This is a genomic window from Agromyces chromiiresistens, assembly GCF_029167465.1.
Taxonomy (GTDB): domain Bacteria; phylum Actinomycetota; class Actinomycetes; order Actinomycetales; family Microbacteriaceae; genus Agromyces; species Agromyces chromiiresistens.
Genome location: NZ_JARFNL010000004.1, coordinates 1,218,196 through 1,242,905, shown reverse-complemented (window position 1 = coordinate 1,242,905; position 24,710 = coordinate 1,218,196). Strand labels below are relative to the sequence as shown.

General features: G+C 71.7%; 21 protein-coding genes. 15 read left to right on the top strand and 6 right to left on the bottom strand.

Features of this window, described 5'->3' with window-relative positions:
* Nucleotides 1-97: 97 nt before the first annotated feature.
* The gene (locus PX701_RS13060; RefSeq protein WP_231431672.1) at nucleotides 98-1,273 is read right to left on the bottom strand and encodes a thiolase family protein; all 1,176 of its coding nucleotides are present in this window, start codon (nucleotides 1,271-1,273) and stop codon (nucleotides 98-100) included.
* 91 nt (nucleotides 1,274-1,364) lie between these two features.
* Here PX701_RS13060 and PX701_RS13055 point away from each other — a divergent pair, with 91 nt between their 5' ends.
* Both PX701_RS13055 and PX701_RS13050 read left to right on the top strand, forming a co-directional pair.
* On the top strand, nucleotides 1,365-2,228 hold the full coding sequence (locus PX701_RS13055) for a hypothetical protein (RefSeq protein WP_275506536.1): 864 nt from the start codon (nucleotides 1,365-1,367) through the stop codon (nucleotides 2,226-2,228).
* Nucleotides 2,229-2,484: 256 nt separating this feature from the next.
* Nucleotides 2,485-3,033 (top strand): hypothetical protein, encoded by a 549-nt coding sequence (locus PX701_RS13050; RefSeq protein WP_275506535.1) that lies wholly within the window; start codon nucleotides 2,485-2,487, stop codon nucleotides 3,031-3,033.
* 70 nt (nucleotides 3,034-3,103) lie between these two features.
* Here PX701_RS13050 and PX701_RS13045 read toward each other — a convergent pair whose 3' ends face one another.
* On the bottom strand, nucleotides 3,104-4,540 hold the full coding sequence (locus PX701_RS13045) for a glyceraldehyde-3-phosphate dehydrogenase (protein ID WP_420831083.1): 1,437 nt from the start codon (nucleotides 4,538-4,540) through the stop codon (nucleotides 3,104-3,106).
* Between the two features lie 272 nt (nucleotides 4,541-4,812).
* On the opposite strand from PX701_RS13045, the gene PX701_RS13040 reads away from it, so the two are divergent.
* Nucleotides 4,813-5,919, top strand: a complete 1,107-nt coding sequence (locus tag PX701_RS13040; protein WP_231431675.1) for a VanZ family protein — start codon at nucleotides 4,813-4,815, stop codon at nucleotides 5,917-5,919.
* Nucleotides 5,920-5,952: 33 nt separating this feature from the next.
* On the opposite strand, the gene PX701_RS13035 is transcribed toward PX701_RS13040, so the two are convergent.
* Together PX701_RS13035 and PX701_RS13030 are read right to left on the bottom strand one after the other, a co-directional pair.
* Entirely contained in the window at nucleotides 5,953-6,258 is a 306-nt protein-coding gene (locus PX701_RS13035; protein WP_275506533.1) for a hypothetical protein, read from the bottom strand.
* A gap of 42 nt (nucleotides 6,259-6,300) precedes the next feature.
* Nucleotides 6,301-7,803: an APC family permease gene (locus tag PX701_RS13030; RefSeq protein ID WP_231431677.1), complete on the bottom strand. Its 1,503-nt coding sequence runs from the start codon at nucleotides 7,801-7,803 to the stop codon at nucleotides 6,301-6,303.
* 142 nt (nucleotides 7,804-7,945) lie between these two features.
* On the opposite strand from PX701_RS13030, the gene PX701_RS13025 reads away from it, so the two are divergent.
* From PX701_RS13025 to hpaD, 12 genes are all read left to right on the top strand, one after another.
* Nucleotides 7,946-8,557 (top strand): TetR/AcrR family transcriptional regulator, encoded by a 612-nt coding sequence (locus PX701_RS13025; protein WP_275506532.1) that lies wholly within the window; start codon nucleotides 7,946-7,948, stop codon nucleotides 8,555-8,557.
* A gap of 127 nt (nucleotides 8,558-8,684) precedes the next feature.
* Nucleotides 8,685-9,617 carry an AraC-like ligand-binding domain-containing protein gene (locus PX701_RS13020; protein WP_231431679.1) on the top strand — a complete coding sequence of 311 codons (933 nt, stop codon included), beginning with the start codon at nucleotides 8,685-8,687 and terminating at the stop codon, nucleotides 9,615-9,617.
* Nucleotides 9,618-9,739: 122 nt separating this feature from the next.
* A complete protein-coding gene (locus tag PX701_RS13015; protein WP_275506531.1) occupies nucleotides 9,740-11,722 on the top strand; it encodes a primary-amine oxidase in 1,983 nt (660 codons plus the stop codon).
* A gap of 49 nt (nucleotides 11,723-11,771) precedes the next feature.
* Complete coding sequence (locus PX701_RS13010) at nucleotides 11,772-13,181, top strand: aldehyde dehydrogenase family protein (RefSeq protein WP_275506530.1); 1,410 nt, start codon at nucleotides 11,772-11,774, stop codon at nucleotides 13,179-13,181.
* A 156-nt stretch (nucleotides 13,182-13,337) separates the two neighbouring features.
* Nucleotides 13,338-14,543, top strand: coding sequence for a metallophosphoesterase family protein (locus PX701_RS13005; protein ID WP_275506529.1), 1,206 nt, complete (start codon nucleotides 13,338-13,340; stop codon nucleotides 14,541-14,543).
* 172 nt (nucleotides 14,544-14,715) lie between these two features.
* Nucleotides 14,716-16,371 carry a thiamine pyrophosphate-binding protein gene (locus PX701_RS13000; RefSeq protein ID WP_231431683.1) on the top strand — a complete coding sequence of 552 codons (1,656 nt, stop codon included), beginning with the start codon at nucleotides 14,716-14,718 and terminating at the stop codon, nucleotides 16,369-16,371.
* Nucleotides 16,372-16,456: 85 nt separating this feature from the next.
* Nucleotides 16,457-17,242 carry a 2-oxo-hept-4-ene-1,7-dioate hydratase gene (gene hpaH, locus PX701_RS12995; protein ID WP_231431684.1) on the top strand — a complete coding sequence of 262 codons (786 nt, stop codon included), beginning with the start codon at nucleotides 16,457-16,459 and terminating at the stop codon, nucleotides 17,240-17,242.
* Nucleotides 17,227-18,111, top strand: a complete 885-nt coding sequence (locus tag PX701_RS12990) for an HpcH/HpaI aldolase family protein (RefSeq protein ID WP_231431685.1) — start codon at nucleotides 17,227-17,229, stop codon at nucleotides 18,109-18,111. Before hpaH ends, PX701_RS12990 begins: the two co-directional genes overlap by 16 nt.
* A gap of 71 nt (nucleotides 18,112-18,182) precedes the next feature.
* The gene (locus PX701_RS12985) at nucleotides 18,183-19,736 is read left to right on the top strand and encodes a fumarylacetoacetate hydrolase family protein (RefSeq protein WP_275506528.1); all 1,554 of its coding nucleotides are present in this window, start codon (nucleotides 18,183-18,185) and stop codon (nucleotides 19,734-19,736) included.
* Complete coding sequence (locus PX701_RS12980; RefSeq protein WP_231431687.1) at nucleotides 19,733-20,404, top strand: GntR family transcriptional regulator; 672 nt, start codon at nucleotides 19,733-19,735, stop codon at nucleotides 20,402-20,404. The genes PX701_RS12985 and PX701_RS12980 overlap by 4 nt, the downstream gene beginning before the upstream one ends.
* Nucleotides 20,405-20,481: 77 nt before the next feature.
* Nucleotides 20,482-22,017 (top strand): 5-carboxymethyl-2-hydroxymuconate semialdehyde dehydrogenase, encoded by a 1,536-nt coding sequence (hpaE, locus tag PX701_RS12975; RefSeq protein WP_231431688.1) that lies wholly within the window; start codon nucleotides 20,482-20,484, stop codon nucleotides 22,015-22,017.
* Nucleotides 22,018-22,059: 42 nt separating this feature from the next.
* Entirely contained in the window at nucleotides 22,060-23,202 is a 1,143-nt protein-coding gene (hpaD, locus tag PX701_RS12970; protein WP_231431689.1) for a 3,4-dihydroxyphenylacetate 2,3-dioxygenase, read from the top strand.
* A gap of 51 nt (nucleotides 23,203-23,253) precedes the next feature.
* Here the strand turns inward: hpaD and PX701_RS12965 are convergent, their stop codons facing one another.
* Both PX701_RS12965 and PX701_RS12960 read right to left on the bottom strand, forming a co-directional pair.
* A complete protein-coding gene (locus PX701_RS12965) occupies nucleotides 23,254-24,063 on the bottom strand; it encodes an alpha/beta fold hydrolase (RefSeq protein WP_275506527.1) in 810 nt (269 codons plus the stop codon).
* Nucleotides 24,060-24,698, bottom strand: a complete 639-nt coding sequence (locus PX701_RS12960) for an isochorismatase family protein (protein ID WP_231431691.1) — start codon at nucleotides 24,696-24,698, stop codon at nucleotides 24,060-24,062. Before PX701_RS12960 ends, PX701_RS12965 begins: the two co-directional genes overlap by 4 nt.
* Between the last annotated feature and the right edge of the window lie 12 nt (nucleotides 24,699-24,710).

Below are 24,710 nucleotides of genomic sequence, written 5' to 3'. Positions count from 1 at the left end.
GGATGTCTCCGCTGCCGCGGCGACGCCCGGTCGAAACGGCAACACTCGATGAACCGGAGTGGGTGGTGGGTGGTGGGTGGTGGGTGGGGCGGGTCGGTCAGAGGCGCTCGATGACGGTGGCGTTCGCCATGCCGCCGCCCTCGCACATCGTCTGCAGGCCGTAGCGGCCACCGGTCGCCTCGAGCTGGTTGACGAGGGTCGTGAGCAGGCGCGTGCCGCTCGATCCGAGCGCGTGGCCGAGGGCGATCGCGCCGCCGCGCGGGTTGAGCTTCGAGGCATCCGCCCCGGTGTCGGCGAGCCAGGCGAGCGGCACCGACGCGAACGCCTCGTTGACCTCGTAGGCGTCGATGTCGTCGTGCGTCAGTCCCGCGCGCCCGAGCACCTTCGCCGTCGCCGGGATGACGCCCGTCAGCATGTACAGCGGGTCGCTGCCGACGACCGAGAACGCGCGGAACCGCGCCCGGGGCTCGAGTCCGAGCTGCGACGCGCGCTCGGCGCTCATGATGAGCGCGGCCGAGGCGCCGTCGGTGAGCGGCGACGAGTTGCCGGGCGTGATGCGCCAGTCGATCTCGGGGAAGCGCGACGCGAGCTCGTCGGTGCGGAACGCCGCGTCGAGTCCGGCGAGCGACTCCACGCTCGTGCCGGGCCGCACCGTCTCGTCGGTGAGGGAGTCGATGCCGGGCACCGGCACGAGTTCGGTCGCGAACGCCCCCGACTCGGCCGCGGCGGCCGCGAGCTCGTGCGAGTGCGCGGCGAACGCGTCGAGCTCGTCGCGCGAGAACCCCCACTTCGCGGCGATGAGCTCGGCCGAGACGCCCTGGTTCACGAGCCCCTCGGGGTACCGGTGACGCAGTCGCGAACCGAACGGGTCGGCGCCCGCGGCGCTCGTGCCGAGCGGCACCCGGCTCATCGACTCGACCCCGCAGGCGATCACGATGTCGGCGCTGCCCGAGATGACGGCCTGCGCCGCGAAGGTCGCCGCCTGCTGGCTCGATCCGCACTGACGGTCGATCGTGGTGCCGGGCACGTGCTCGGGGAAGCCGGCCGCGAGCACGGCGTTCCGCGTGATGTTGTAGCTCTGCTCGCCGATCTGGCTGACGCAGCCGCCGATGACGTCGTCGATGAGGGCCGGGTCGAGGTCGCTGCGCGAGACGAGCGTGTCGAGCACGCCCGCGAGCAGGTCGACCGGGTGCACGCCCGAGAGGAGTCCGCCCGGCTTTCCGCGCCCGACCGGGGTGCGCACGACATCGACGATCACGGCTTCGCTGCTCATGGCTCCAGCCTATGTCGGGTTCAGTGCTCGCCCGGATGGCGGTGGCGGAGCCGGCGCGTAGCGTGCGTCGCGTCACCGAGAGGAGCTCACGATGTCCGAGATGCCCGCGCACCCCGATACCCCCGGCGAGCCGCCGAGTTCGCTCGCGCCCCTCGCCGACTGGCTCCGTGATCGCACTCCGCCGATCCGTCCCGACTGGCCGCCAACCGGATCCGAACCGGTGCGCGACCTTCGAATCACCCGGTTCTCGGAGCTGCAGCGGGCGATCCTCGAATGGCTCGACGGTTGGCGGTCGATCTGCCTGCCTCCCTTCATCGAGGGGTCGCACGTGCACTCCTCCGACGTCGGCTGGTTCACGGCGCGCGAGCTCGGCAACGGGTTCGCCTACAACGGCTGGCTGTCGGCCACCGGTTCGCCCATGCTCGCATGGAGCGGATGGCGGTCACAGGTCGTGCTGCCCGCACCGACGGTCGACGGGCGGCTCCACTACCGGTTCCGCGTGGCGGGCGGGTTCACCGGTGCCGCGGACGGCACCGTGGTCGTCGCGCACACGGCACGCACCGCAGCAGTGGCCGACGAGGTCACGGCGACACCCTTCCTCACCGCCGAGTGGCAGCAGGCGCGCCCCGCGGGCGCTTGGGCGTCGACCACTCCGGCCGGCGGGCCGCAGCGGCTCGCCGCCGACGGGGAGGCCGTCATCGAGTCGTCGATCCGCGTGAAGGCCGGCGCGACGCCCGAGATCGCCGTCGGGCTGTCCGCCGACATCCTCGTGCACGACGGATGGGTCATGCTCGAACAGGGCGATTCGAACCGGCTCCGCATGGACGGCAGGACGGGCCGCGGATGCATCGACTACCGCTACGTGCCCGACCGGCTCGAGGCGATCGTGGCGGATCTCGCGGAACTTCGCCGTCTTCGCGACGGGATGCCGCCGACGGAGGACGACCGTGCCTGAGCCGGATCCCTTCACCGAAGTGCCCGAACCGCCCTCGCCCCTCCAGCCGTTCGCCGACTGGAGGGAGGGCCGGATCCCGATCCAGCCCGAGAAGCCCGGCGACCCCCGGCCCGAGTCACGGGCGACACAATTCTCGGCGTGGCAACGGGAGTTGCACCGCTGGCTCGTCACATGGGAGGTCGTACGAGCGGAACCGTACGGAGTACCGGCCGTTGCGCCGTCGGGAATGACCGTGATCGACCGGCCGGGCCCGTGCATGTCCCTCTCCGGCGTGGTCGCGACCGACCCCGACGAGGAACCCCGGACGATCCGACTCAGCCGCCGCGGACTCGCCATCGTGCCTGCGCTTTCGGCGCTCGAGACCGTGTTCGTCCGGTTCAGGGCGCATGGCCAGATCGATGGCCGGGCCGACGGCGGCCTCGTCGTTGCTCGGCACTCCGCCGCTTGGGCGGTCACGGCCGACAGCACCGACCCGTTCGCCGCTCCGGAATTCGAGCAGGCTCGGCGCATCCTCGCCGAGGTGCATTCGAGCGGCCCGGGTCCGCGCACTGTCGACGCAGCCGGCACGGTCGAGATCGAGGCGGCGATCGTGGCGACGCCGCCCGATCCGGTGCTGATCGGCGTCGAGGTGGCCACCGAGATCCTGCTGCACGGCGCCATCCTCGAACTCGCACCGCTCGGGTCACTGGGTACGAAGGCGAAGCTCGCCGCATTCGACGGCAGCCCGTTCCTCGAGTTCCGACGCGTCGATGCCGACGTCGACGACCTCGTCGCTGCCCTCGCACTGCCGCGGCTCTCACCCTGAGCGCCCGCCCCGGACGACGGATGACCCGCACGCGAACCCGCGCACGGGGCATCCGCGATCGGAGCCGGGGTCAGCCGACGGGCGCGACCTCGCGCTCAAGCGACTCGAGCACGACCGGCCGGCGTGCCGGGAAGACGGTCGGGTGCGATCCCGCCATCGCCTCGATGACGCGCACGACCTGGCACGAGTAGCCGTACTCGTTGTCGTACCAGACGTAGAGCACCGCGTCGGTGCCGTCGGCGATCGTGGCGAGGCCGTCGACGATGCCGGCGCGATTCGAGCCGACGAAGTCGGTCGACACGACCTCGGGCGACTCGATGTAGTCGATCTGCTGCCGCAGCGGCGACGTCAGCGAGACCTGGCGGAGGTACCTGTTGATCTCGGCCTTCGATGCCGGCCGCTCGAGCTGCAGGTTGAGGATCGCGAGCGACACGTCGGGCGTGGGCACGCGGATCGCCGAACCGGTGAGCCTGCCCTCGAGTTCGGGCAGCGCCTTCGACACGGCCTTGGCGGCACCGGTCTCGGTGATGACCATGTTGAGCGCCGCCGAGCGGCCCCGGCGGTCGCCCTTGTGGAAGTTGTCGATGAGGTTCTGGTCGTTCGTGAACGAGTGCACCGTCTCGACATGGCCGCGCACGACGCCGTAGGCGTCGTTGACGGCCTTCAGCACCGGGGTGATCGCGTTGGTCGTGCACGAGGCGGCCGAGAGGATGCGATCGGCGTCCGTGATGTCGTCGGTGTTGATGCCGTGCACGATGTTCTTGATCGCGCCCTTGCCGGGCGCGGTGAGCAGCACGCGCGAGACGCCCTTCGACTGCAGGTGCTGGCTGAGGCCGGCCTCGTCGCGCCAGCGGCCGGTGTTGTCGACGACGATCGCGCCGTCGATGCCGTACTCGGTGTAGTCGATCGTGGCCGGGTCGTTCGAGTAGATGACCTGGATGAGCGTGCCGTTGGCGAGGATCGTGTCGTTCTCCTCGTCGACCTCGATCGTGCCGGCGAAGGGGCCGTGCACCGAGTCGCGGCGCAGCAGGCTCGCGCGCTTCATGAGGTCGTTGTCGCTGCCCTTCCGCACGACGATCGCGCGGAGGCGCAGCCCCTGGCCCCCGCCCGAGTGGGCGATGAGGATGCGGGCGAGCAGGCGCCCGATGCGGCCGAAGCCGTAGAGCACCACGTCGGTGCCGGATGCCTCGGGCGAGGCGCCGCCCGCGACGGGCGCGATCTCGGCGCGCACGAAGTCCACGAGCTCGCGCGAGTCGCCGGTCGCCCGGGCGTCGGCGTAGCGGCTGACGATGCGGGCGATGTCGATCGAGGCGGGGCCGGGCTGGATCTCGCGGAGCGCCTCGAGCACGCGCATGGTGTCGGCGAGCTCGAGCTCGACGTCGCCGGCCTGGCGCGAGAAGCGGTGCGCCTTCAGCAGCTCGATGGCGGAGCGGTTGATGAGGCGGCGGCCGTGGATGGACGTCACCACCCCGTGGTCTCGGTACAGGCCGCCGATGAGCGGAATCATCCGCTCGGCGAGCTCCTCCTTGGCGATCCATTCGGCACGGCGGGCGTCGAACTCGTGGCTCACGGTCTTCCTTCTCGGCCGAGCGTACGTGGGCGTCGTCGACCAGGGTCGTGCGACTGCGTCTGCCGGTGGGCAGCGCTGGCCGCATTCTTTCCGGGGATGTCTCGATCATACGTGGACATTCATGCACGCTTGCTGTACATGACGTCGAACGGATGCAACACGGCGCGACGGTGCGGCGACGGCGCGCGACCTCCGTACACTGCTGTCTCGTGGATCGCATCATGCCGGGGATCGTCGCGCTCTTCGTGGGCTCGGCCCTGCTCGTGCTCGTGTTCGTGCCGCTCGTCGCGCTGAGCTACCGCCGGCGCGGAGGGTTCTCGGGCGCGAGGATGCTCGGCTGGATCGCCCTGCTCTTCTACGTCATGGGCCTCTGGGCGTACACCCTGCTTCCCCTGCCCGACGGGCCGTACGACTGCGTCGGCGTCGAGCTCAACCCCTTCGCGGTCGTCACCGACATCGCACGGCTGCAGGCCGAGGAGGGCGGGTCGCTGCTGCGCAACGCGGCGTTCCAGCAGTTCGTGCTCAACCTGGTGCTGTTCCTGCCGCTCGGCTTCTTCGTGCGGGCGCTCTTCGACCGCGGCATCCTCGTCGCGGCCGTCTCGGGCGCACTCGTGTCGCTCGCGATCGAGCTCACGCAACTCACGGGCGTGTGGGGCCTGTTTCCGTGCGCGTACCGCCTGTTCGACACCGGCGACCTCGCGACGAACACGGCGGGGGCCGTGCTCGGCTCGCTCATCGCCGCGGCCGCCCTCCGTCCGTGGCGGAGGCGCTCCGATGCCCCGTCGTCGCCCGACGCTGCCGACGACGCCTCACCCGTCACGGCCGGCCGGCGCCTCCTCGCGATGCTCGTCGACCTCGTCACCCTGTGGCTCACCGGCTACGGCCTCGCCGTGGGAGTGATGGCGATCGTGTACGTGCTCGCCGACGGCGTGCCCGACGGGCTCGACCCCCAAGTCGTCGCCCTCGCGACGAGCCTGGTCGCGATCGCCGCGCAGGCCGTGTCGGTGCTCGCCGGCGGCGTGACCATCGGCGAGCGCGTCGTGCTCATCGAGGCGACCGAGCGCCGCCGGCCTGCTGCGGCGTGGCGCCTGCTGCGCTTCCTCGCCGGCATCGGGGGCTACTCGATCGCGTCGCTCCTGCCGGGCGCGTTCGCCATCATCGGCCCCGCACTCGCGGTGGCGAACCTCATCGGAGCGTTCACGACACGCGGCCACCGCGGGTTCGCGCAGGCCGTCGCCGGCATGGACGCGGTCGGCCGTGCCCGCGCGGCGGCGCAAGGCGAACCGGATGCCTCGCCGAGAGCCGCAAGGCGCTAGCCGGCGCGGCTCGCGGCGACTCGAGGGTCGGACTCAGCCGATCCGCACGTCGTCGACGTAGCCGATCTGCTTGCCGGCGATGCGCTCGGGGATGCCCTCGAACGCCGCCGCCCGCTCGGGCGAGACGATGTAGGCCGCCTCGACGCGCTCGAACTCGGCCCGGTCGCCGGGCACGCTGACCGCCCACACGAACTCGTTCGCCTCGGGCACGCCGTAGGCGAACTCCACCTCGAAGCCGGTCGCGCGCCGCACCGGGGGCATCTTCTCCTCGAACCACGAGACGAACGCCTCGTACTCGCCCGGGACGATCTGGTAGCGGCGCAGCTGCACGGTCTTCATGCGTCCATCATGCCGTGGCGGGCGAGTGCGTGACGTCTCGCGTCAGCCGAGGTGCTCGGCCGACGCACCCTCCGCCCCGTGGCCGATGCGACGGTAGACCTCGGGGCGCCGGCGGCGCAGCACGAGCCCCCAGACGATGCCGACGACGCCGGCGAGCACGATGAGGGCGGGCAGGAGGAACGTCGTGAGGTCGGAGTCGGTCTGCCCGAGCAGCACGTTGAAGTTCAGCACGATGAGCACGAGCACGGTCGCGAGCGCGAGGAACGAGAGCACGGGCGACACGAGGCGGGAGCCCACCCCGACGTCGCGCGGGTCGCGGCGGAAGTAGCCGATGACGGCGAGCGACACGACCGCCATCAGCAGCACGAGCCCGAGCGCGCCCGTGTTGGTGAGCCAGTTGAAGAGCGTGACGACTGGGAACAGCGGCCCGAGCTCGCTGCCGGCGCCCGCGACCGCGAACACCGCGATCACGGCGAGCGCGACGATCGACTGCGCGATCGAGCCGGCCCAGGGCGACCCGCTGCGCTCCCGGACCTTCGCGAACCAGGCGGGCAGTACGCCCTCGCGGCCGAGCGCGAAGCCGTAGCGGGCGACGGCGTTGTGGAAGCTCACGAGCGCGGCGAAGAGGCTCGTGATGAACAGCAGCGACATGAAGTCGACCATGATCGGGCCGAGGCGCTCGGCGACGAAGGCGAAGAAGAGCGGCGGCCCGGCCTCCTCGGGGGTGATGCCGCCCGACGAGATCTTGTCGGTGCCGACGGCGAGCGCGAGCGCCCACGACGAGATCGCGTAGAACACGCCGATGATGATGACGGCCGCGAAGGTGGCGCGGGCGACCGTTCGCTTCGGGTCCTTCGCCTCCTCGCCGTAGATGGCGGCGGACTCGAAGCCCATGAAGGCGGCGATCCCGAAGACGAGCACGGCGCCGATGCCGGGCAGCAGGAGCGAGGCCGGCGAGATGGGCGCCGCCGTGAAGCCGCCGGCCGGGTTCGCGAAGGCGACGACGTCGAACACGGTCACGACGACGAACTCGAGCACGACGATGACGCCGAGCACCTTGGCCGAGAGGTCGACCCGATTCACGCCGAGCAGGCCCACGACCAGGATGAACACGACGACGCCGACCCACCACGGCACGTCGAGCCCGAGCTTCTCGCCGACGAGCACCGACACCTGGAAGCCGAACATGCCCCAGATGCCGATCTGCATGCAGTTGTAGGCGACGAGTGCGATGAGCGCGACGCCCACGCCGACCGGGCGCCCGAGACCCTGCGCCGCGTAGGCGTAGAAGGCGCCGGCGTTGGTGATGAACCGGCTCATGGCCGCGTAGCCGAGGGAGAAGACGGCGAGCACGGCGGCGAGCACGAGGTACCCGACGGGCACCGCGATGGAGCCGGTGACGGAATAGGCCGTCGTCGCGCCGCCGGCGATGACGGTCAGCGGGGCGGACGCGGCGATGATCAGCACGACGATCGCCGGAACGCCGAGACGGCCGCGGGTCCGGCGCTCGGGCTCGATCGTCTCTGGGAGCGTGCTCGCACTCATGTGAACTCCAGTGTTCGACGGGGGACGGGGTGGACGCAATACTGCCCCGCCGCTCCCGCGCCGTCTTGACCGGCGGCGCACGGTGCTTGACCACCCCGGCACGGCGGCCCCGCGACGGCGTCGGGCCGCTATCGTGCTCGCTGTGAGCAGTGAACGTCCTTCTTCCCCAGCGCTCGTCCCCGAGAAGGCACCCGCGCCGCCCCCGACGACCCCGGGCCGCCAGGCGCTGCTGGCCGCGACGATCACGGTCGTCGCCGAATCGGGCCTGCGCGCGCTGACCTACCGGGCGGTGGCGGCCGAGGCCGGCGTCTCGCACGGGCTCGTCCGCCATCACTTCGGCACCCGCGACCAGCTGATCGCCGAGGCCCTCTCGTACGCCGTCGACGAGAGCCTGCGCGAGACGAACATGGCCGATCGCGGCGCGCCGGGCGACGCGTCGCACTTCGCCGAGGGGCTCGCCTCGCTCGCCTCGCGCAGCACGGCGGTGCAGGCGTTCCAGTACGAGCTGCTGCTCGAGTCGCGGCGCCGGCCCGAGCTTCGGCCCGCGGTCGAGCAGTACTACGAGACATATCGACGGGCCACCCGCGATCGTCTCATCGAGCTCGGCATCGACGACGACGAGCTCATCGAGGTGATCTGGTTCGCCCTCGACGGGCTCGTGTTCAAGAGCCTCGTGCTCGGGGTCGACGCCGACGCCGAGCGAGTGCTGGCCCGCATCCGCCGCCTCGTGGAGGAGCACGCGGCGGCCGGCTGACCTCGCCGAGCGCCACGTCCAGAACCTCACCGGACGCCCGCTCGCATCGCCTGCCACCCTTGACTATCCAAATGGATAGTCCTATGGTGTTCGCAACCATCGAGGCGGTTCGAGGAGGAATGTGGCGATGGGTCGAGCGACGACGACGGGGAGCCTGGACTTCCCGCGATTCCGCACGGCGGTGAGCGAGTCCTTCGTGCCGCTCCGGGTGACGACCGGCCGCCCGGATCCGTTCGGGGGCGGCATCCGCCACGTCGCCGCGGGCGAGGTCCACTGCTCGATCGTCTCGGCCGACGAGCACCTCGTGGAGCGCACCCCGAGGCTCATCGCGGACTCGCCGCGACGCTGTTACAAGGTCGGCCTCCAGCTCGAGGGCACGGGCCTCCTCGTGCAGCACGGGCGCCAGACGGTGCTGCGGCCCGGGTCGCTCGTGATCTACGACACCGACCACCCGTACTCGCTCGCCTTCGAGGAGCGGTCGAGCACCTTCGTGCTGATGTTCCCGGCGCACGCGCTCGACCTTCCCCACGACGCCGTCGGCCAGCTCACCGCGACCTCCCTCGGCGACGCGGGCGGCCTCGGCGATGTCGTCGTGCCCCACCTCGCGAACCTCGCCGGCAACCTCGGGCTCGTCGCCGGGCCCGGCGGCGACCGACTCGCCCGCACGAGCGTCGACCTCGTCGCAGCCATGCTGTCGAACGAGCTGGCCGTCGCCCGCGTATCGACCAGCCCGCGAGCGCGCCTGTTCGGCGAGGTCACGCGGTACATCGACGATCACCTCCGTTCGGCCGAGCTCGACCCGGGCAGCCTCGCCGCGGCGCACTTCATCTCGCCCCGCCACCTGCACGCGCTCTTCCACGAGCACGGCGCGACCGTCTCGGGCTGGGTGCGCCGCCGACGCCTCGAGGAGTGCCGCCGACGCCTCGCCGACCCCCTGTTCGACGAGCGCTCCATCTCGAGCATCGCGAGCGAATGGGGCTTCGCCGACGCCGCGCACTTCAGCCGGGTGTTCCGGGCGGAGTTCGACCGATCGCCCAGCGCGGTCCGCGCCGAGCGGTAACCGGCCGGCACCCGCCCCCGTACCCGTACCGACCCGTGCGCGCACGGCACACCACCGCGCCCGGAACGACAAGACGCCTGCGCGCCCCGCGCGAAGACTGATCACGACCCCCTGGAGGACCCATGCACCACCACGACCTGCTCACCGTCGCCCCGACCGAGGTGCGTCACCCGCTCGACCTCACGACCGCGGAGGAGTTCGAGCGCGGGCGCGAAATCCTGGTCGAGGCCGGCCGGGTCGGCGAACAGACCCGGTTCCCGAACGTCTCGCCCGAGGAACCCGACAAGGCGGTCGTCGCCGGCTTCACGTCGGGCGACGTCGTCGAGCGGCGGCTGCGCTACACGCTCCTCGAGCTCGACAGCGGCCGCGCGGCCGAAGCGGTGGTGAACCTCACCACGGGCGAGATCGACGAGTGGCGCGACCTCGACCCGCAGCATCCGCCGTACGGGCAGCCGCAGTACCTGTTCGAGGAGTACGAGCTCGCTGCCGAGATCGTGAAGTCCTCCCCCGAATGGCGTGCCGCGATGGAGCGTCGCGGCCTCGGCGACCGCATCGGGCTCGCGTTCTGCGGCCCGCTCGCCCCCGGCTTCTTCAACCGGTCCGACGAGGTCGGCCGCCGCGTCATCCGCTCGCTCACCTTCCTCAAGGACTCGCCCGGCGACAACCACTGGTCGCACCCCGTCGAGGGCCTCATCGTGCACATCGACCTCACCGAGCGCCGGGTGATCCGCGTCGAGGACCACGACGGCGCCGCCGTGCCCGACCTCGACGGACGCTACGACGCCGAGTCGACCGGCCCCGCGCGCACGAGCCTGAAGCCCATCGAGATCACCCAGCCCGAGGGCCCGAGCTACCACGTCGACGGCAACGAGGTCGAGTGGGAGAACTGGCGGTTCCGGGTCGGGTTCAACGCGCGCGAGGGCCTCGTGCTGCACCAGCTGGCCTTCCGCGACGGCGACGAGCACCGCCCCGTGCTCTTCCGTGCGAGCGTGCCCGAGATGGTGGTGCCGTACGGCGACACCTCGCCGACCCGCTTCTGGATCAGCTACTTCGACGCCGGCGAGTACCTGCTCGGCAAGAACGCCAACGCGCTGCAGCTCGGCTGCGACTGCCTCGGCGTCATCCACTACTTCGACGCCCACGTCGCCGACGACCACGGCAACCCGGTGCGCATGCCCAACGTCGTCTGCATGCACGAGGAGGACTACGGCATCCTCTGGAAGCACAACGAGATGGGCGAGCGCCCCGAGGTCCGGCGGAGCCGGCGCCTCGTGATCAGCTACTTCGCCACGATCGGCAACTACGACTACGGCTTCTTCTGGTACCTCTACCTCGACGGCACGATCCAGATGGAGGCGAAGGCCACCGGCATCGTGTTCGCGGGCGCCGGCGAGCCCGGCCACGACGACCCGCACGCGAACGAGATCGCGCCCGGCCTCTTCGCGCCGGTGCACCAGCACCTGTTCTGCGCCCGCCTCGACGTGTCGGTCGACGGCGACGACAACACGCTCGCCGAGATCGACGCGGTCGGCGTGCCGACCGGACCGGAGAATCCCTACGGCAACGCGTTCACCTGGCGGGTCACCCCAATCACGCGCGAGTCCGAGGCCGGCCGCCTCGCGAACGGAGCGACCTCCCGGGTGTGGCAGGTCGCGAGCGCCTCGCGGCGCAACGCGGTCGGCCGGCCCACCGCGTTCTGGCTCGTGCCCGAGGGCAAGTCGACCCTGCTCGCGCAGCCCGACTCGACCGTGTGGGGCCGGGCGAACTTCGCCACGAAGCACCTCTGGGCGACCGCCTACTCCCCCGACGAGCGCTTCCCCGCCGGCGACTACCCGAACGCCCACGCGGGTGGCGCGGGCATCCCAGCGTGGCAGCAGGCGGACCGCGACCTCGACGGCACCGACCTCGTGCTCTGGCACGTGTTCGGGCCGACCCACCTCCCGCGCCCCGAGGACTGGCCGATCATGCCGGTCGACTACTCGGGATTCCTGTTCAAGCCCCACGGCTTCCTCGACCGCAACCCCGCGCTCGACCTGCCCGATGCCGGCCGTGCGGATGCCTCGGGCTGCTGCGGTACCGGCGCCGCCTGCGACTGCGCGCACTGAGCCCACGACCACCGAACGAACCGATCGACGAACCCGAGAAGGAGACCCCATGGACAGCGAAGCAGGACTGCTCGCCGCGATCGCCCCGACCGACGGCCCGGGCCGCGAGGTGCACGACCCAGCCACCGGCGAGCTCATCGGCACGGTGCCCGTGCATGGCACGGCCGATCTCGACCGCGCCATCGCCGGGGCGACGAACGCCCGGCGCGCGTGGGCCGCGCTCGACGACGACGAGCGCAAGGCGACCCTGCACCGGGTCGCCGATGCGATCGAGGCCGCCGCCGAACCGCTCGCGCGAGTGCTCTCGCGCGAGCAGGGAAAGCCGCTCAACGGCCCGAACGCCCGCTTCGAGGTCGGCGCGTGCGTCGGCTGGCTGCGCGCGACCGCCGAGACGCCGCTGCCGGGCGAGGTCGTCGTCGACGACGGCGAGACCTACGCCGAGCTGCGCTACCGCCCCGTCGGCACGGTCGCGGCGATCACGCCGTGGAACTGGCCGATGATGATCGCGATCTGGCAGATCGCCCCGGCGCTGCGCATGGGCAACACCGTCGTCGCCAAGCCCAGCGAGTACACGACGCTCTCGGGCCTCGCCCTCGCCGCGGTCATGAACGAGGTGCTGCCCGAGGGCGTCCTCGAGGTGGTCGCCGGCGACGGCGCGATCGGCGCCGAGATGGTCGCCCGCCCCGAGTTCGGCAAGATCATGTTCACCGGCTCGACCGCGACGGGCAAGCGCATCATCGAGGCCTCCGCCGGCAACCTCACGCGGCTCACGCTCGAGCTCGGCGGCAACGACGCCGGCATCGTGCTGCCCGACGTCGACCCGGCGGCGATCGCCGAGGGCCTCTTCTGGGGCGCATTCATCAACACCGGGCAGACGTGCGCCGCGATGAAGCGCCTGTACGTGCACGACGACGTCTACGACGCGGTCTGCGCAGCGCTCACCGCCGTCGCCGAGCAGATGCCCATGGGCGTCGGCCTCGACGAGCAGAACGTGCTCGGTCCGCTGCAGAACCGCATGCAGTTCGGCGTCGTCGACCGCCTCGTCGAGGCGGCGAAGGCCTCGGGAGCCCGGGTGCTCGTCGGCGGCGAACCCGATCGCGAGCAGGCGGGCCACTTCTACCCGACGACCCTCGTTGCCGACATCGACCCAGGCAACCCGCTCGTCCTCGAGGAGCAGTTCGGCCCCGCCCTGCCGATCGTCCGCTACTCCGACATCGACGAGGCCGTGCGGCTCGCGAACGACGTCGAGGTCGGCCTCGGCGCCTCGGTCTGGTCGGGCGACCGCGACCGCGCTCGCGAGATCGCCGCGCGCCTCGAGGCCGGCACCGTCTGGATCAACTCCCACGGCGGCGTGCACCCCATGATCCCGTTCGGCGGCGTGAAGCAGTCGGGGTACGGACTCGAGTTCGGTGTCGAGGGCCTGAAGGCGGTGTCGGTTCCGCAGGTCGTCAACGGCTGAGCACGGATGCCTCGGAGCGCCGGCGCCCTCAGGGCGTCGGCGCTCTCGCGCGTCGGGACGAGGCTTCGTTCACCCGCAGGTCGCGCCCGCGACATCCCCGAGCCGTACCGTCGCGAGCGGCGACCGTCGCCCTTCCGACGAACAGGAGACCAGACCATGCCCGACCGACTGCCCGTGAGCCGCCGAGCCGTCATCACCGCCGGAGCGCTCGGCGCCGTCGGCGCCGCGCTGCCGGCCGGAGCCGCGAACGCCGCGACCACGAGCCCGCGCCGCTCCCCCGCCGGGCGCCCGAGCACGAGCGGGCCGAGCCTGCGGTTCCGTTCCGACGGCACGTTCAAGGTCGTCCAGTTCAACGACACGCAGGACGACGAGCTCACCGACCGGCGCACCGTCGAGCTCATGGAGAAGACCCTCGACCAGGAGCAGCCCGACTTCGTCGTCATCAACGGCGACGTCATCACGGGCGGCTGCGAGACGCGCCTCGCGGTGAAGCAGGCGATCAACAACGTCGTCTGGCCGATGGAGAGCCGCGGCATCCCCTGGGCCGTCACCTACGGCAACCACGACGAAGACTCGCTGCCGCAGTCGGGGGTCGACGAGGCGGGCATGCTCGAGTTCTACCGGTCGTACGACCACAACATGAACGCCGCGAACATCGCCGACGTGACCGGCACCGGCAACACGCTCGTGTCGATCGCCTCGTCGGCGAAGCAGAACCGCGACGCGTTCGCGCTGTGGCTGCTCGACTCCGGCCGCTACGCGCCGGGTTCGATCAACGGCCAGGACTTCGCCGGCTACCCGACCTGGGACTGGCTGCGCATGGACCAGGTCGCGTGGTACCGCGAGGAGTCGCAGCGCCTCGAGCAGCGGCTCGGCCGCAAGCTCCCCGGCCTCATGTTCGTCCACATCGCGCTGTGGGAGCACCGGTTCATGTGGTGGGGCGGGGTCGACACCCGTACGGCCGCCGACGCGGCACGCGGCAAGGCGCGGCACGGCATCGTCGGCGAGCGCAACGAGGACGAGTGCCCCGGCCCCATCAATTCGGGCATGTACAACGCGATCCTCGAGCGCGGCGACGTGAAGGGCGTCTTCGTCGGCCACGACCACGTCAACGACTACGTCGGCGACTACTACGGCGTGCTGCTCGGGTACGCGCCCGGCACCGGCTTCGGCGCGTACGGCCTGCCGGGCGCCGAGCGCAACCGCATGCGGGGCGGCCGCGTGTTCGAGCTCACCGAGTCGGGCGACGACGTGTCGATCGCGACGCGCGTCGTCTACGCCCGCGACCTCGGCATCGACCTCACGGCGAACGACCAGCCGATGCAGCCCACCCCGCTGGCTGCGAAGCAGGCGCGGATCTGACCGGGGCGGCGGGGCCCGGGCCGGTCGGTCCGGGCCCGGCCGCCGTCGTATACTCGTCCTCGTCCAGGCGCGACACTCGCGCCGGTGCTCGAAAAATGGGCACGAAGCGGGCCCCTGCCGCGAGACACATACGGAATCGATCACGTCCGTCACCGTCTCGAAAGGCTTCGCCATGCCCAACGTCTCCGCCCACGTCGCCCACGCCCTCGCCGCCCACGTCGACCATGTCTTCGGGGTGATGGGCAACGGCAACGCCTGGTTCCTCGACGCACTCGAACGCGAGACGGATGCCTCGTTCACGGCTGTCCGCCACGAGGCGGGCGGCGTCGTGGCCGCCGACGCCCACTACCGCGCTTCGAAGCGCCTCGCGGCTGCGACGTCGACGTACGGCGCCGGCTTCACGAACACGCTCACCTCGCTCGCCGAAGCCGCGCAGGCCCGCGTGCCGCTCGTGCTCGTCGTCGGCGACGAGCCCACCTCCGGTCCGCGCCCATGGGACGTCGACCAGATCGCGCTCGCCTCCGCGGTGGGCGCTCGCACCTACACCGTCGGTCGCACCGACGCCGCGGCGACCACCGTCATCGCGGTCGAGCATGCACTCGCGTACCGCCTGCCGGTCGTGCTCGCGATCCCGTACGACGTCGCGGCGGCGGAGGCCGGACCCCTCGTGGAGGCACCGGCCCCGAAGCATCCCGCACCGCTCGGGCCGGCCGGGGAATACGCCCGCGGCACGATCGCCGAGATCGCCCGCGCCCTCGCCGGCGCGAGCCGGCCGTTCCTGCTCGCGGGTCGTGGCGCGTGGCTCGCCGACGCCGGCGAGGCGCTCGGCGAGCTGGCCGCGGCGACCGGCGCCGTGACCGCGTCGACCGCGCTCGGACGGGGCGTCTTCCCCGACGGCCGGTACGACCTCGGCGTCACCGGCGGGTTCGGCGCCGACGGGGCGATGGCACTCGTGCACGACGCCGATGTCGCGGTCGTGTTCGGCGCCTCGCTCAACCAGTTCACGATGCGCTTCGGCGAGCTCTTCGCACCCGGCACCCGGGTGTTCCAGGTCGACGTCGCGCCCGCCGCGACCCATCCCAACGTCGGCGGCTACGTGCGCGGCGACGCCGCGCTCGCGGCCCGGGCGATCGTCGGGGAGCTCGCGGTGCTCGGCGCCGAGCCGAGCGGCTGGCGCGACACGATCGACGCGGCCGCGCTGCGCCGCTACGACGAGGGCGACGAACTCGCCGCCGACGGTCGCCTCGACCCGCGCTCGGCCGCGCGCCGCATCGCCGAGCTGCTGCCCGAGGACCGGGTCGTCGTCTCCGACGGCGGGCACTTCATCGGGTGGGCGAACATGTACTGGCCGGTCGCCTCGCCCGATCGCATGATGATGGTCGGCACCGCGTTCCAGTCGATCGGCCAGGGCTTCCCGAGCGTTGCGGGTGCCGCGGCGGCCAAGCCCGGATCGACGATCGTGCTGACCTCGGGCGACGGCGGCGGCCTGATGGCGCTCGCCGACCTCGAGACCGCCGTGCGCACCGCCGGCGGCCGCGGCATCGCCGTCATCTGGAACGACGCCGCCTACGGCGCCGAGGTCAACCTCTACGGGCTCAAGGGGCTCGCCGAGGCGCCGATGCGCATCCCCGAGGCCGACTTCGCCGCCGCGGCCGCGGCGTTCGGGGCGGAGGGCGTCGTCGTGCGCACGCTCGGCGACCTCGATGCGCTCGCGGAGTGGGCGGCCCGACCGGTCGACGAGCGGTCGTTCCTGCTGCTCGACTGCCGCATCTCGGGGTCGGTCATCGCCCCGTACCAGCACGAGATCATCCGGGTGAACTCCCGCTGAGGCATCCCGCCCGTTCTCGCCCTGTGACGGCGACGCAGGATCGTATACGATCGTGCTGAGCGCCCGACGACGAAGTGGAGCCCGCGTGCTGAACCAGTCCACCATCGAGCAGATCGCCGACGAACTCGTCGCCGCAGATCGCGACCGCACCATCGTGCCGCGGCTCACCGCGCGGTACCCCGGCATGACCGTCGACGACTCGTACGCCGTGCAGAAGGTCTGGGCCGAGCGGCGCATCGCCGACGGCGCCCGGCTCGTCGGCCGCAAGATCGGCCTCACCTCGAAGGTCATGCAGGTCGCGACCGGCATCACCGAGCCCGACTACGGCGTCATCCTCGACGACATGGTGTTCGAGTCGGGCGCCGAGATCGAGTTCGACCGGTTCTCGAACGTGCGCATCGAGGTCGAGCTCGCGTTCGTGCTCGCCAAGCCGCTCGCCGGTCCGAACACGACCGTCTTCGACGTGCTCGACGCGACCGCCTACGTCGTGCCCGCGCTCGAGGTCCTCAACTCGCACCTCGAACTCGAGGGCCGCACGATCGTCGACACGATCAGCGACAACGCCGCGATGGGCGCGATGGTCGTCGGCGGCCGCCCGGTGAAGGTCGACGAGGTCGACCTGCGCTGGATCGGCGCGCTCCTCTACCGCAACCAGACGATCGAGGAGTCGGGCGTCGCCGCAGCGGTGCTCGGCCACCCCGCGATGGGCGTCGCCTGGCTCGCGAACAAGCTCGCCCAGCACGGGCAGTCGCTCGAGGCGGGCGAGATCATCCTCGCCGGCTCGTTCACCCGGCCCATGTGGGTCGAGCGCGGCGACACCGTGCACGCCGACTACGGACAGCTGGGGGCGATCACGTGCCGATTCGCCTGAACCTGCCCGACACGTTCACCGACCGCGTCGCCGCCGCCGACCGCCCCCAGATCGGCATGTGGGTGTGCTCGGCGAGCCCGCTCATCGCCGAGGTCGCAGCAGGCAGCGGCGTCGACTGGCTGCTCATCGACGCCGAGCACTCCCCCAACGACCTGCAGACCATCCTCCACCAGCTCTACGCGGTGTCGGCGTACCCGGTCGCCCCGGTCGTGCGCCCGCCGATCGGCGACCCGGTCGTCATCAAGCAGTACCTCGACCTCGGCGTGCAGAACCTGCTCGTACCGATGGTCGACACGGCCGAGCAGGCGCGCCGGCTGGTGCGCGCCGTGCGGTACCCCGGCACGGCGACGAGCACCGAGCGGGATGCCTCGGGCCACCGCCCCGGCCCGACCGATCACGGCATTCGCGGGGTCGGTGCCTCGCTCGCCCGCTCGTCGCGCTGGAATCGCGTCGAGGGTTACCTCGCCGGCGCCTCGGCGACGGTGAGCCTCACCGTGCAGATCGAGTCGGCGACCGCCGTCGCGAACGTCGACGAGATCCTCGCGGTCGACGGCGTCGATGCGATCTTCGTCGGCCCGGCCGACCTCGCGGGGTCGATGGGCCTGCTCGGGCAGCCCTCGCACCCCGACGTCGTCGAGGCCGCGCTGACGGCGATCCGTGCGGCGCAGGCGGCCGGCAAGCCCGTCGGCATCAACGCGTTCGTCGCCGAGGACGCGGAGCGCTACCTTGCGGCGGGCGCCTCGTTCGCCGCCGTCGGCGCCGACGTCGCGATCCTCGCGCGTGCCTCCGAGGCGCTCGCCGACCGCTTCATCGCCCGGCGAACGACCGGTTCGGATGCCTCGGGCACACCCCCGCGCGCGAGCTACTGACCGCCGATTCATCGCTTCACAAGCCCCCGCAGATCGTATATGATTTGTGATATTACGAGACGAGGACGTCAATGACCTTCGGTATCCCGACCCCCGGCAAGATCATCGCCGTGCACCTCAACTACCCGTCGAGGGCCGCGCAGCGGGGTCGCACGCCCGCTCAGCCGAGCTACTTCTTCAAGCCGGCCTCCTCGCTCGCCCCGACCGGCGGCACCATCGAGCGCCCCGCCGGCACCGAGCTGCTCGCCTTCGAGGGCGAGATCGCGATCGTCATCGGCGAGCCCGCCCGCCGCGTCTCCCCCGAAGACGGCTGGAGGCACGTCGCCCAGGTCACCGCGGCGAACGACTTCGGCCTCTACGACCTGCGCGCCGCCGACAAGGGTTCGAACGTGCGCAACAAGGGCGGCGACGGCTTCACGCCGATCGGGCCGGCAGCGATCCCCGCGAGCGTCGCCGGCGAAGACGGGTGGCGGGTGCGCACCTGGGTCAACGGCGAGCTCGTGCAGCTCGACACCTCCGACACCCTGCTGTTCCCGTTCGGGCGCCTCGTCGCCGACCTCTCGCAGCACATGACGCTCGAGACGGGCGACGTCATCCTCACCGGCACCCCCGCCGGCTCGTCGGTCGTCGTTCCCGGCGATGTCGTCGAGGTCGAGGTCGACGCCCCGCTCGCACCCGGCGCCCCCTCGACGGGCCGTCTCGTCACGACCGTGACGCAGGGCGACGCCCCGTTCGGCGACTTCGGCACCAAGCCCGCCGTCGACGACGCGCAGCGCATCGAGGCGTGGGGCAGCGAGGCCGAGCACGCCGCGGCCGTCGCCGCCGGCAAGGCCAGCCCGCTCGACGCACCGACCGCGAGCGACGAGGCCGCCGCGGCGAGCGCCGCCCCCGAGGCATCCCCTGCGGCGTTGACCGACGAGGTGCGCGAGCTCCTCTCGAGCGCCGCCGTCGCGACCGTCTCGGCGGCGCTGCGCAAGCGCGGCTACCACGACGTCTTCATCGAGGGCGTGTTCGCGAACCATCCGGGCGACCGCATCGTCGGCACCGCGAAGACGCTCCGCTTCATCCCGTTCCGCCCCGACCTGTTCAAGGAGTTCGGCGGCGGCTTCAACGCGCAGAAGCGCGCGTTCGACACCGTCGAGCCGGGCGAGGTGCTCGTCGTCGAGGCCCGCGGCGAGCGCGGCACCGGCACCGTGGGCGACGTGCTCGCGCTCCGCGCCCAGGTGCGCGGCGCCGCCGGCATCGTGACCGACGGCGGCGTGCGCGACTTCGACGCCGTCGCCGAGTTCGACATCCCCGTGTTCAGCCAGGGGCCGCACCCGAGCGTGCTCGGCCGCCGGCACGTGCCGTGGGAGACCGACGTCACGATCGCCTGCGGCGGTGCGGCCGTGCAGCCGGGCGACGTCATCGTCGGCGACGGCGACGGGGTGCTCGTGATCCCGGCGGCGATCGCCGCGGAGGTCGCGGCCGAGGCGGCCGCGCAGGAGGCCGAGGACGCCTGGGTCGCCGAGCAGGTCGCGGGTGGGGCGTCCGTCGACGGGTTGTTCCCCATGAACGCCGAGTGGCGGGCGCGCTTCGAGGCCACTCGCTCGGCCGAGGCCGCCGCCGCGGAGGCCGCGCGATGAGCACCGAGTCGAAGTCGCAGCGCGCCTACCGGTTCATCCGCGAGCGCATCGACGACGGGCGCTTCGTGCCCGGCTACCGCCTGGTGCTCGGCCCGATCGCGGCCGAGCTCGACGTGAGCGTCGTGCCCGTGCGCGAGGCGATCCGGCGACTCGAGGCCGAGGGGCTCGTGACGTTCGAGCGCAATGTCGGCGCCCAGGTCGCGCTGATCAAGGAGACCGAGTACCTGCACACCATGCAGACGCTCGCCCTGGTCGAGGGCGCGGCGACTGCGCTCTCGGCGCCCGCGCTCACGCCCGCGCACCTGCACCGCGCCCGCGAGATCAACGAGCGCATGCGCCGGAGCCTCGACGACTTCGACCCGCACCGGTTCACCGAGCTCAACCTCGAGTTCCACGCGGTGCTCTACGAGGAGTGCCCGAACCCGCACATCCTCGACCTCGTGCACCGGGGCTGGAACCGCATGAAGGTGCTGCGCGACTCGTCGTTCAGCTTCGTGCCGGGGCGCGCGCACGAATCGGTCGACGAGCACGAGCGCATCGTCGCCCTGATCGAGGCGGGCGCAGCTCCCCTCGAGATCGAGCTCGCCGCGCGTGCGCACCGCACCGCGACGCTCGACGCCGTGCTCGAGCACCAGGCCGAGCTGCGGCACCCGGTACCGACCCCCTGACCCGTTGCGGGCCGCGCAGGCCCTCCCGACCGACCGCCCGACCGGCGGATCCACGACCACACGAAGGTGAGCAACAGATGACCGACCACACGCCCGAGGGCCTGCCCGACCGCATCCGCCACTACATCGACGGCGAGTTCGTCGACTCGATCGACGGCGACACCTTCGAGGTGCTGAACCCCGTCACGAACGAGACGTACGTGCACGCCGCCGCCGGCAAGAAGGCCGACGTCGAGCGCGCCGTCGCCGCCGCGCGTCGTGCCTTCACCGAGGGCCCCTGGCCGCGGATGCTCCCCCGCGAGCGGTCGCGCGTGCTGCACCGGATCGCCGACCTCGTGGAGTCGCGCGACCAGCGTCTCGCCGAGCTCGAGTCGTTCGACTCGGGTCTGCCGATCACGCAGGCGCTCGGCCAGGCCCGCCGCGCCGCCGAGAACTTCCGCTTCTTCGCCGACCTGATCGTCGCCCAGGCCGACGACGCCTTCAAGGTGCCCGGCAAGCAGATGAACTACGTGAACCGCAAGCCGATCGGCGTCGCCGGGCTCATCACCCCGTGGAACACCCCGTTCATGCTGGAGTCGTGGAAGCTCGGCCCCGCCCTCGCGACCGGCAACACGGTCGTGCTGAAGCCCGCCGAGTTCACGCCGCTCTCGGCGTCGCTCTGGGCGGGCATCTTCGAGGAGGCGGGCCTGCCCAAGGGCGTCTTCAACCTCGTGAACGGCCTCGGCGAGGACGCGGGCGACGCGCTCGTCAAGCACCCCGACGTGCCCCTCATCTCGTTCACGGGCGAGAGCTCGACCGGCCAGCTGATCTTCGGCAACGCCGCCCCGTACCTCAAGGGCCTGTCGATGGAGCTCGGCGGCAAGAGCCCCGCCGTCGTCTTCGCCGACGCCGACCTCGACATCGCCATCGACGCATGCATCTTCGGCGTGTTCTCGCTGAACGGCGAACGCTGCACCGCGGGCAGCCGCATCCTCGTGCAGCGCGAGGTCTACGACGAGTTCGTCGAGCGCTACGCGGCGCAGGCGAAGCGCGTCAAGGTCGGACACCCGCACGACCCCGCGACCGAGGTCGGTGCGCTCGTGCACCCCGAGCACTACGACAAGGTGATGAGCTACGTCGAGCTCGGCAAGACCGAGGGCCGGCTCGTCGCCGGCGGGGGGCGCCCCGAGGGCTTCCCGACGGGCAACTACGTCGCCCCGACCGTCTTCGCGGACGTCGCGCCCGACGCCCGCATCTTCCAGGAGGAGATCTTCGGCCCGGTCGTGGCGATCACGCCCTTCGACACCGAGGAAGAGGCCCTCGCCCTGGCGAACAACACGAAGTACGGGCTCGCCGCCTACATCTGGACGAACGACCTCAAGCGGGCGCACAACTTCGCCCAGTCGGTCGAGGCCGGCATGGTGTGGCTCAACTCGAACAACGTGCGCGACCTGCGCACCCCGTTCGGCGGCGTCAAGGCATCGGGGCTCGGCCACGAGGGCGGCTACCGCTCGATCGACTTCTACACCGACCAGCAGAGCGTGCACATCACGCTCGGCGCACCCCACAACCCCACCTTCGGCAAGCAGCAGGTGCACGAGGCATCCGACCTCGACGACCCCGACCCCCGCTGAGCCGCGCCGATCCCGACGACCCACCCGAGCAAGGACGCTGAAATGACCAACCGCGACGACATGACCCTCACCTCCTCCGGCTTCTACGTTTCGCAGGAGGCCCCGATCCACACCGACAACCCGGTGCCGACGCCCTCGGTCCCCGCCCCCGACATCCTGCGCTGCGCGTACATGGAGCTCGTCGTCACCGACCTTGCCGCCTCGCGCGAGTTCTACGTCGACGTGCTGGGCCTCTACGTCACCGAGGAGGACGACCGGGCGATCTACCTGCGCTCGACCGAGGAGTTCATCCACCACAACCTCGTGCTGCGCCAGGGCGAGATCGCGGCCGTCGCCGCGTTCTCGTACCGCGTGCGCACGCCCGAAGACCTCGACAAGGCGGTCGCGTTCTACACCGAGCTCGGATGCCGCGTCGAGCGCCGCGCGGAGGGCTTCACGAAGGGCATCGGCGACTCGGTGCGCGTCGAGGACCCGCTGGGCTTCCCGTACGAGTTCTTCTACCAGACCGAGCACGTCGAGCGCCTTTCGTGGCGCTACGACCTGCACACGCCGGGCGAGCTCGTGCGCCTCGACCACTTCAACCAGGTCACGCCCGACGTGCCCCGCGCGGTGAACTTCATGCAGTCGCTCGGGTTCCGCGTCACGGAGGACATCCAGGACGCGGAGGGCGTCGTGTACGCCGCGTGGATGCGCCGCAAGCCCACCGTGCACGACACCGCCATGACCGGTGGCGACGGCCCCCGCATGCACCACGTCGCGTTCGCGACGCACGAGAAGCACAACATCCTCGCGATCTGCGACAAGCTCGGCGCGCTGCGGCGGTCGGACGCGATCGAGCGCGGGCCGGGCCGCCACGGCGTCTCGAACGCGTTCTACCTGTACCTGCGCGACCCCGACGGCCACCGCGTCGAGATCTACACGCAGGACTACTACACGGGCGACCCCGACAACCCCGTCGTCACGTGGGACGTGCACGACAACCAGCGCCGCGACTGGTGGGGCAACCCGGTCGTGCCCTCCTGGTACACCGAGGCATCCCTCGTGCTCGACCTCGACGGCAACCCCAAGCCCGTCGTCGCCCGAACCGACTCGTCGGAGATGGCCGTCACGATCGGCGCCGACGGTTTCTCATACACGCGCCGGGGCGACGAGGAGCACGGCTTCAAGCTCGGCAACACGCTGTAGTGCGTCAGGCTTCTGCAGGAGCGGATCCGCGACGGCGCCCTCGGGGCCGCGTCAGCGCACTTCTCCTGCAGAAGCCGCCAAGAACCCGATCGCCGCGTCCTTGAACAGCCGAGAGGTCAGCGTCGACACGTGGTCGCGCCCGGGGATCGAGACGAAGTCGGCACCCCAGTCGAGCGCGAGCTGCTGCGCTCCGGCCGGCACCGGGTCGGCCTCGCCCGCGACGAACAGCGTCGGCACGTCGCCGGGGATCGCGAGCGGCGCGCCCGACACCCCGGCGACGACGGCGAGCAGCGCCTCGGGGTCGGCTCCCGCCTCGATGGCGGGGCGGAGCACCTGCTCGATCACGGGGTTCGCGGTCGGCACGCCGTCGATCAGCAACGCGCGCACCTCGTCGAGCCGCCACGACGCGAACAACTCGTTCGGTCCGGCACCGCCGACGACGACCCGGCGCAACCGCTCGGGCGCGAGTGCGGCGAGCGCCGAGATCACCCGGTTGCCCATCGAGTACCCGACCGCGTCGACGCGCGCGATGCGCTCGGTGTCGAGCACGGCGATGAGGTCGGCCCCGAGCCGCTCGGGCCGGTAGTCGTCGTCGCCCACCGGCTTGTCGCTCTCGCCGTGTCCGCGCAGGTCGACCGTGACCGCCGTGCGTCCGGCTTCGTTGAGCGCCTTCACCCAGCCCGTGCCCTCCCACGTGACGCGAGCGGTCGATGCGAAGCCGTGCACCAGCAGCACCGGTGGCAGCGCAGCCGTCGCCGAGTCGTCCCGAGTCATCGCCGCCCGGTGCACGCGGTACGCGATGAGCACGCCGTCGGCGCCCTCGGCGTAGAGCGCGGGCGACCGGTCGGTCGCACCGATCATTCGGGAGACCCGGATGCCTCGGCGCCGGCCTCTCCGGCGGTGCCTGCCCCGACCGCGGCCGAGGTCTCGATGACCGCGCCGGCGTGGCCGAGCTCGGCGAGGGCCGCGATCGAGGACTCGGGTGCGACGCCTGCGACGAGATCGGTGAGCACGCGCACGTGCTGCCCGTGCTCGAGCGCGTCGAGCGCGCTCGCCCGCACGCAGTAGTCGGTGGCGAGGCCGACGACGTCGACATCGGTGATGCCGTGGCGCCCGAGCACCTCGCTCACGCTCTCGCCGGCGTCGTCGGTGCCCTCGTAGATCGAGTACGCCGGCACACCCTGTCCCTTTCGGATGTGCACGTCGATCTCGTCGACCGCGAGCGCCGGGTGGTACTCGGCGCCCAGCGTGCCCGCGACGCAGTGCGGCGGCCAGGTGTCGACGTAGTCGGGCTCGGCGTCGGTCGCGAAGTGGCCGCCGTTGTCGTTGTCGCTCGAGTGCCAGTCGCGCGAGGCGATGACGAGCGAGTAGGCGTCGCGATGGTTCGCGAGCAGTTCGCTGACGCCGGCGGCGACGGCCGCCCCGCCGTCGACGCCGAGTGCGCCGCCCTCCGTGAAGTCGTTCTGCACGTCGATGATGAACAGGGCCCGTGTCATGGCTCCATTCTC